Below are 7395 nucleotides of genomic sequence, written 5' to 3'. Positions count from 1 at the left end.
CGGTCCAGCCCCGCTGGAAGGTGCAATAGGTCCTGAGCCCGTCCTCGCGCGCCGATCCATAGGCCGCCGGATTGGGCCCCACCTGATATTTTTCGCAGGCCTTGGCATGATCGTCCAGCCGGCTCATCGGATAGCCTGCCGCCCCGTCGGCATAGCCCTTTTCACCCCAGGCGCCCGCCAGACATTCGTCCTTGCTCATGGTCGAGCAACTGCCCAGCAGCGCCGCTGCGGCGATCCCGCCGCCCGTGATCAGAAAACGCTTCATCGGATTCCCCTACGCCCCCAAGCTTCACTATCGACCGACGACGGGGCCTCGCGCAAGCTGCGCGCCGTGCTAGGGAGCCCCGGTGTCCGACCCTGATCTGATCGACGAAGAAGACCTGCCACCGCCCCTCGCCGCCGCCGAGGTGCTGGAGGCCCGCCTCGATGCGCCCGGGGTTCGCCTGGACAAGGCCCTGGCCGAGGCCTTCCCGACCCTGTCGCGCGCCCGGCTCCAGGCCCTGCTCGCGGAAGGCGCCGTCCGTCGCGACGGCCTGGTCCTGACCGGCGGCTCCGCCAAGGCCCAGCCCGGCCTCTATGTCGTCGCCCTGCCGCCCGTCGCCCCGGCCACGCCTCAGCCCGAAGCCATCCCCCTGACCGTCCTGTACGAAGACGCCGACCTGATCGTCATCGACAAGCCCGCAGGCATGGCCGCCCACCCGGCGCCGGGCTGCGAGACCGGCACCCTGGTCAACGCCCTCTTGGCCCACTGCGGCGACAGCCTGTCGGGCATCGGCGGCGTCGCCCGCCCCGGCATCGTCCATCGCCTGGACAAGGACACCTCCGGCGTCATGGTCGCCGCCAAGACCGACCGCGCCCATCAGGGCCTGTCCGCCCTGTTCGCGACCCACGACATCGAACGCACCTATATCGCCCTGACGCGCGGCGCCCCGTCTCCGTCCAGAGGCCGGATCGAAACCCGCATCGGACGCTCGACGGGCGACCGCAAGAAGATGGCCGTGCTGAAGGCTGGAGGACGCGAGGCGATCACCGACTATGTCGTCCAGGCGACTTTCGGCGAACCGGCCAAAGCGAGCGGCGCGCCCCTCGCCGCCCGCGTCGCCTGTACCCTGCACACCGGCCGCACGCACCAGATCCGCGTCCACCTGTCGTCCAAGGGTTCGCCCATACTTGGAGACGCGACCTATGGCTCGGGCAGCCCCGCCGCCGCCGTTCGGGCTGCGATCGCCGAGGCCGGCCTGGCCCGCCAGGCCCTGCACGCGGCTGTCCTGGGCTTCGTTCATCCGGTCACCGGCGAAACCCTCAGCTTCGAGACCCCGCCGCCTGCTGATATGGTGCGGCTCGGAGCCCTGCTCTCCGACCTCTGAGGCCCCCATGCTCGACCCGGACATCCGCGACAACGCCGAGCTCAACCGTTACGAACTGCCCGTCGATGGCGAGGTGGCGGTCGTCACCTACAATCTGTCTCCGCCGAACCTGATGATCACGGAGACTCTGGTCCCCGAACGTCTTGAGGGCCAGGGCATCGCCAGCCGCTTGGCGAAACACGTCCTCGCCGACGCCAGGGCCCGCGACCTGCTGATCCTGCCGGTTTGCCCCTTCTTCTCCGCCTATCTTCAGAAGCATCCCGAGTACGCGGACGTCGTTCATCCAACCTATCGAGGCTAGCTGGGAATTTGAGGCCGTGTGGCCGAGCCAGACTGCACCCGACAAGTCAGTCTTGAATTGAAACTGACTTCGGTTTATACAGGCCTCTGGCCGGCACGAGTGGCGCCCGGGCCACGGTCACGCTTTCGTGTGACCGCCCGCCCCTAAAAACGGCGGCAACCCATCGCTACTTCATCGGTTGAGGGGTGAGACGTCGGCGCACATGGGTGGCCGATGTCGAAGCGCCCGCTCGTTTTGACGGTCGGAGGGACCATATGGCTGCCAATAGTACGCTCGCGGTGATGTCGCCTGAACAAGGCCTGTCGCGTTATCTGACGGAAATCCGCAAATTCCCGATGCTGACCAAGGACGAGGAGTTCATGCTCGCCAAGCGTTGGTCGGAACACCAGGATCCCGAAGCCGCCCACCGTCTCGTGACCTCGCACCTTCGTCTCGTGGCCAAGATCGCCATGGGGTATCGCGGCTACGGCCTGCCGATCGGCGAAGTGATTTCCGAGGGCAATGTCGGCCTGATGCAGGCCGTCAAGAAATTCGATCCCGACAAGGGCTTCCGCCTGGCCACCTACGCCATGTGGTGGATCCGCGCCTCGATCCAGGAATACATCCTGCGCAGCTGGTCGCTGGTGAAGATGGGCACCACCGCCGCCCAGAAGAAGCTGTTCTTTAACCTGCGCAAGGCCAAGAGCCAGATCTCGGCCTTCGAGGAAGGCGACCTGCACCCTGAACACCTCGCCGCCATCGCCACCAAACTGGGCGTCAGCGAGGAAGAGGTCACCAACATGAACCGCCGCCTCGGCGGCGACGCCTCGCTGAACGCGCCGCTGCGCGCCGACGGCGAAAGCGAATGGCAGGACTGGCTGGCGGACGACACGGCTGTCTCCCAGGAGACCCAGCTGGCCGACGACGAGGAAAAGGGCATCCGCATGAGCCTCCTGCAAGAGGCCATGGAAGAGCTGACGGACCGCGAGAAACACATCCTCACGGAACGCCGCCTCAAGGACGATCCCGTCACTCTGGAAGAACTGGCCGGCCAGTACGGCGTCTCGCGCGAGCGCGTCCGTCAGATCGAGGTCCGCGCTTTCGAGAAGCTGCAGAAAGCCATGCGCGCCGCCGCCGAGGAACGGAACCTGGTCGACGCCTGACACACGGCTATCGCGCCTCCCGCTCAAGCGGCGGGGGGCGCGATAGGGTTTCTCAGGATGCTCGCGCCATCTGCGCCGGCGCCGGCTGAACCAGGGCCATGATCGCCCCGATGGGCTGGGCCAGACCACCCTTTGTGACGGCGCCGGCGCCCATGAAGGCTTCCAGCCCGCCCGCCGCGATCGCCAGCTTGGCGTCGCCGGTCTTGACCGCCACGGTCTTCAGCGTCTGGGCCTGTTGGCGAATGGCGCGCATGGCCTGAGCCGGGTCCTGATCAAACTGGCTCATCGCCGCCACCAGGATGCGCAGCGCCTGATCCTTGACGTCGACAGGCCCGTCTGTCGATCCGTCGGCCCTGCGCTTGCGTGCGCCTGAATATTCGCCCGAGTTGAACCGGCGCCGATCCGGCCCGACATAGCCGACCGCCTCGACCCAGGGCCGTGACTTCAATGCGACGTTCTCGACCCGTTTGAACAGATCGCCGGTCGTATAGGGTTTGCGCAGAAACTCATGCACCCCGGCGTCGCGCGCGCCCTTGATGGCGGCGGCGGTCGCCTCACCCGTCACCATGATGACCGGCGCCATACGGCAGCTCATCGACGACCGACGCACGCGCCGCGTCAGGGTTTCCCCATTCAAGGCCTCGCCCGAACGTTCGGTGAAGATGACGCCCGGCTCGACGTCGCGCAGCAGCTCCAACGCCCGTTCTTCATCGCTCTCGGTATAGACCTCGCGCGCGCCCAGCCCCTTCATGATGTCGGACAGCAACCGCGCCGACGCCGCGTTCGGTTCGACGATCACGATCCGCCGCACAGCGGGTTCGAGACGGCTCAGGGTTCTGGCGTCGGCGGTGAACAAGGCTTCTGCTCCGGTTTCACCCGCAGGCTTACCGGTTGCTGGTTAAGGCCCGTTGAATCGGGGGTCGTTTGCCCTCAGCCCTGGAAGGGATCTCGCATCAGGATTGTGTCGTCCCGTTCCGGGCTGGTCGACAGCAGGGCCACCGGCGCGCCGATCAGTTCCTCGATCCGACGCACATATTTGATGGCGTTGGCGTTGATGTCCTTGAAGCTGCGGACCCCGGCGGTGCTTTCGCTCCAGCCTTCCAGTTCCTCGAACACCGGCTCGGCGGCGGCCTGGGCCTTCAGGCTGGACGGCAGATAATCCAGAACTTCGCCATCGACCTTGTAGCCGACGCAGATCTTCAGCGTCTTCAACCCGTCCAGCACGTCCAGCTTGGTCAGGGCGATGCCGTCGATGCCGTTGATCGCCACCGACTGGCGCACCAGCACGGCGTCGAACCAGCCGCAGCGCCGCGCCCGTCCCGTATTCACCCCCACCTCGCGGCCCACGGTCGCCAGATGCTGTCCGACCTCGTCGTCCAGCTCGCAGGCGAACGGGCCTTCACCGACGCGGGTCGTATAGGCCTTCACGATGCCCAGCACATAGCCGACGCCGCGCGGCCCGACGCCCGACCCCGCCGCCGCCTGTCCGGCCACGGTGTTGGAACTGGTCACATAGGGGTAGGTGCCGTGATCGACGTCCAGGAAGGCGCCTTGGGCCCCCTCGAACAGCACCCGCTTGCCGTCCTTCTGCGCCTGGTCCAGCACCCGCCACGCCGGCTTCACATAGGGCAGGATCTTGGGCGCGATCTCCAGCAGCGAGGCCAGCAGCGCCTCCGGGTCGATCGGCTCCAGCCCCAGGCCCGCGCGCAGCGGGTCATGGTGCGAGCGCAGACGCTCGATCTTGACCTTCAGGTCGTCTTCATTGGCCAGGTCGCACACCCGGATGGCGCGGCGGCCGACCTTGTCCTCATAGGCCGGGCCGATGCCGCGCCCGGTCGTGCCGATCTTGGCCCCCGGCGCACTGGCCGCCGCCTCGCGCGCCACGTCCAGCGCGGGATGGATCGGCAGGATCAGACAGGCGTTGTCGGCGATGGTCAGGATATCGGGGCTGATGGCCACGCCCTGGGCCTCGATCTTCTCGATCTCGCCCACCAGGTGCCAGGGGTCCACGACCACGCCATTGCCGATGATCGACGGCTTGCCCTGCACCACGCCGCTGGGCAGCAGGGCCAGCTTGTAGACCTTGCCGTCCACGACCAGCGTATGGCCCGCATTGTGACCGCCCTGGAACCGCACGACCATGTCGGCGCGGTTGGACAGCCAGTCCACGATCTTGCCCTTGCCCTCGTCGCCCCACTGGGCGCCGACCACCGCTACGTTCGCCAAAGTCCGTACTCCGCCTTAGCGTTCTCCTCGGAGAACACGTCAAAACCAGCAGGCGCCGCGGCAACGCGACGATCTGAATGCGGGCGCAGCCTATAGCGAGGGAATCATCCGATGTCGTCCCGAACCGTCGTATTTTACGACAGTTCCCCCACGGCCGTCTCGAACGCCCACTCCAGCCACGGCGTCGCATCGACCACGTCGGCGACCTCGACCGTGCAGCCGCACCACAGCCTCAGTCCCGGCGGCGCGTTGCGGTGGGGCTCCATGTCGAACACGGCCGCCTCGCCTTCCAGCAGGGCCTTGAACCGCACGACGAAGGCCTTCTGCGCCTTGGCGTCCAGGGCCGCGATACGCGGGTCGGTGAATTTCAGACAGACCGAGGTGGTCGAGCGGATCTCGGGTCGTTCAGGCAGGAAATCGATCCAGTCGGTCCGCGCCACCCATTCGGCCAGGGCGGCGTAGTTTGCGTCCGTCCGCCGGATCAGTTCGCTCAAGCCGCCGATCCCTTGCGCCCACTCCAGGGCGTCGATCCAGTCCTCGATGGTCAGGATCGAGAAGGTGTTGATCGCCACCCCCTGCCCCAGGGCCCGGTCAAACCCCTTGCCGTCCGTCAGCCGCAGCAGCTTGGGAATGGCCCGATCCGGCCGATACGTATCAAGCCGCGCGATCGCGCGCGGCGACAGGGCCATCACGCCGATGCCCGCCTCCCCGCCCAGCGCCTTCTGGAAGCTGAAGGTCACGACATCCAGCTTCTCCCACGGCAAGGCCATGGCGAAGGCGGCCGAGGTGGCGTCGCAGATGGCCAGCCCCTCCCGGTCGTCGGCGATCCAGTCGGCGTCCGGCACCCGCACGCCCGAGGTCGTGCCGTTCCACGGAAACACCACGTCCTTGGACCAGTCGGCCTGGCTCAGGTCCGGCAGTTCGCCCCAGGGCGCCGTCAGCGCCTCCGGCTCCAGCCCCAGATGGTCCTTCACGTCCGCCAGCCAGGTCAGGCCGAAATTCTCGAACGCCACCACCTGCACCGGCCGCGCCCCCAGCATGCCCCACAGGGCCGCCTCGACCGCCCCGGTGTCGGACCCCGGCGTATAGACCAGCACATGGCTCTCCGGGACTTCCAGCACCGCCCGCGTCAGCCGCAGGCCATGGGCGAACCGCTCCACCACCTCCGGCGCGCGAATGCCCCGCCCCAACAGGTCCTGCGGCAGGCCCGCCAGACTGTAGCCGGGCCGTTTGGCCGTCGGCCCGGCCGAAAACCACGGCCGCGCCGGCTTCACATCAGGCTTTGCGATCATGGCTTTTCCCTTGTGCTGCCGCGCTTGGCGCGGCTTGAGCGCGGCTCAACGCCCCGGCGTATACGGCCGCTTGGCGCGCCAGTCTTCGGCGAATTTGACCAGGGCCGCGTCCGGCTCGTCCGGCAGGGTCACGACCAGCCGCGCCAGCAGATCGCCGCGCCGTCCCTGGGCGAAGGCGCCGCGCCCCTTCAGCCGCAACAGCTTGCCCGAGTTCGAGCCGGCCGGAATCGTCATCTGCACCGCCCCCTCGGGCGTCGGCACCCGCACCTTGGCGCCCAGCACCGCATCGGGAACCGACACTGGCAGATCCATGGTCAGGTCCGCCCCGTCGCGCTTGTAGATCGGATGCGGCTCGATCTTCAGTTCGATCAGGGCGTCGCCGTTCTCGGCCCCGCGTCCGGGCGAGCCCTGTCCGCGCAGGCGAATGGTCTGGCCGTCCGCCGCCCCCTTGGGAATGGTCACATCCAGGGTCCGGCCGTCCGAGAACTGGATTCGCTTCGTCGCCCCGGCGATGGCGTCTTCCAGACTGATGTCCAGCGTCGCCTTGACGTCCTGGCCGCGCGCGGTGAAGTCCCGCGCGCCCCGCTGGCGTCCGCCGCCCCCGAACATGCCGAACAGTTCGTCCAGATCGACGCCCTCGAAATTGGCCCGTCCGCCGGGTCCGCCGCCGAACCCGCCTGCCGCGCCTCCGAACGGGCTGCCGCCCGGCCGCGCCCCGCCGCTGAAGCCGCGATATTGCTCGTTGCCGTCGTTATCCAACTGGCCGGCGTCAAACTTGGCCCGCTTCTCGGCGTCGCCCAGGATGTCGAAGGCCGCCGTCACCCGCTTGAACTTGTCCTCGGTGATCTTGTCGCCGGGGTTCTTGTCGGGGTGCAACTCCTTGGCCAGCTTGCGGAACGCCTTCTTGATCTCGTCCGCGCTCGCGCCCTTCGAAACGCCCAGTTCCTTGTAGGGATCGCCTGCCACGTGCGTTGCCGCTCCAACTGAAAACACCAAGAGGCCGTCAGTTAAGCCATGCTCCCGCCCCCGCAAAGGGCCGGACCCGGCATATTTGCTCAGATCAGGCC

At 67.6% G+C, this 7395-nt stretch carries 8 protein-coding genes; 3 read left to right on the top strand and 5 right to left on the bottom strand.

Annotated features, from left to right (window positions below; genetic code table 11):
• The coding region (locus ER13_RS14865) for a DUF2799 domain-containing protein (RefSeq protein WP_035310460.1) at positions 1 to 265 on the bottom strand (265 nt) is incomplete at its 3' end.
• Positions 266 to 380: 115 nt separating this feature from the next.
• On the opposite strand from ER13_RS14865, the gene ER13_RS14860 reads away from it, so the two are divergent.
• The 3 genes from ER13_RS14860 to rpoH all read left to right on the top strand — a co-directional run bounded on the left by ER13_RS14860 (position 381) and on the right by rpoH (position 2810).
• Positions 381 to 1367 (top strand): RluA family pseudouridine synthase, encoded by a 987-nt coding sequence (locus ER13_RS14860; RefSeq protein WP_231492566.1) that lies wholly within the window; start codon positions 381 to 383, stop codon positions 1365 to 1367.
• Positions 1368 to 1374: 7 nt separating this feature from the next.
• Positions 1375 to 1668 carry a GNAT family N-acetyltransferase gene (locus ER13_RS14855; protein ID WP_035310455.1) on the top strand — a complete coding sequence of 98 codons (294 nt, stop codon included), beginning with the start codon at positions 1375 to 1377 and terminating at the stop codon, positions 1666 to 1668.
• Positions 1669 to 1922: 254 nt separating this feature from the next.
• Positions 1923 to 2810 carry an RNA polymerase sigma factor RpoH gene (rpoH, locus tag ER13_RS14850; protein WP_081836252.1) on the top strand — a complete coding sequence of 296 codons (888 nt, stop codon included), beginning with the start codon at positions 1923 to 1925 and terminating at the stop codon, positions 2808 to 2810.
• 52 nt (positions 2811 to 2862) lie between these two features.
• On the opposite strand, the gene ER13_RS14845 is transcribed toward rpoH, so the two are convergent.
• From ER13_RS14845 to ER13_RS14830, 4 genes are all read right to left on the bottom strand, one after another.
• Positions 2863 to 3666 carry a two-component system response regulator gene (locus tag ER13_RS14845; protein ID WP_008264315.1) on the bottom strand — a complete coding sequence of 268 codons (804 nt, stop codon included), beginning with the start codon at positions 3664 to 3666 and terminating at the stop codon, positions 2863 to 2865.
• A 74-nt stretch (positions 3667 to 3740) separates the two neighbouring features.
• Positions 3741 to 5036 (bottom strand): adenylosuccinate synthase, encoded by a 1296-nt coding sequence (locus ER13_RS14840; protein WP_035310453.1) that lies wholly within the window; start codon positions 5034 to 5036, stop codon positions 3741 to 3743.
• 134 nt (positions 5037 to 5170) lie between these two features.
• Positions 5171 to 6328, bottom strand: coding sequence for a phosphoserine transaminase (locus ER13_RS14835; RefSeq protein ID WP_035310451.1), 1158 nt, complete (start codon positions 6326 to 6328; stop codon positions 5171 to 5173).
• Positions 6329 to 6373: 45 nt separating this feature from the next.
• Positions 6374 to 7294 (bottom strand): DnaJ C-terminal domain-containing protein, encoded by a 921-nt coding sequence (locus tag ER13_RS14830; protein ID WP_035310449.1) that lies wholly within the window; start codon positions 7292 to 7294, stop codon positions 6374 to 6376.
• Positions 7295 to 7395: the final 101 nt, after the last annotated feature.

The organism is Brevundimonas sp. EAKA (genome assembly GCF_000698025.1).
GTDB lineage: Bacteria > Pseudomonadota > Alphaproteobacteria > Caulobacterales > Caulobacteraceae > Brevundimonas > Brevundimonas mediterranea_A.
This window is presented reverse-complemented; position numbering and strand designations above follow the sequence as displayed.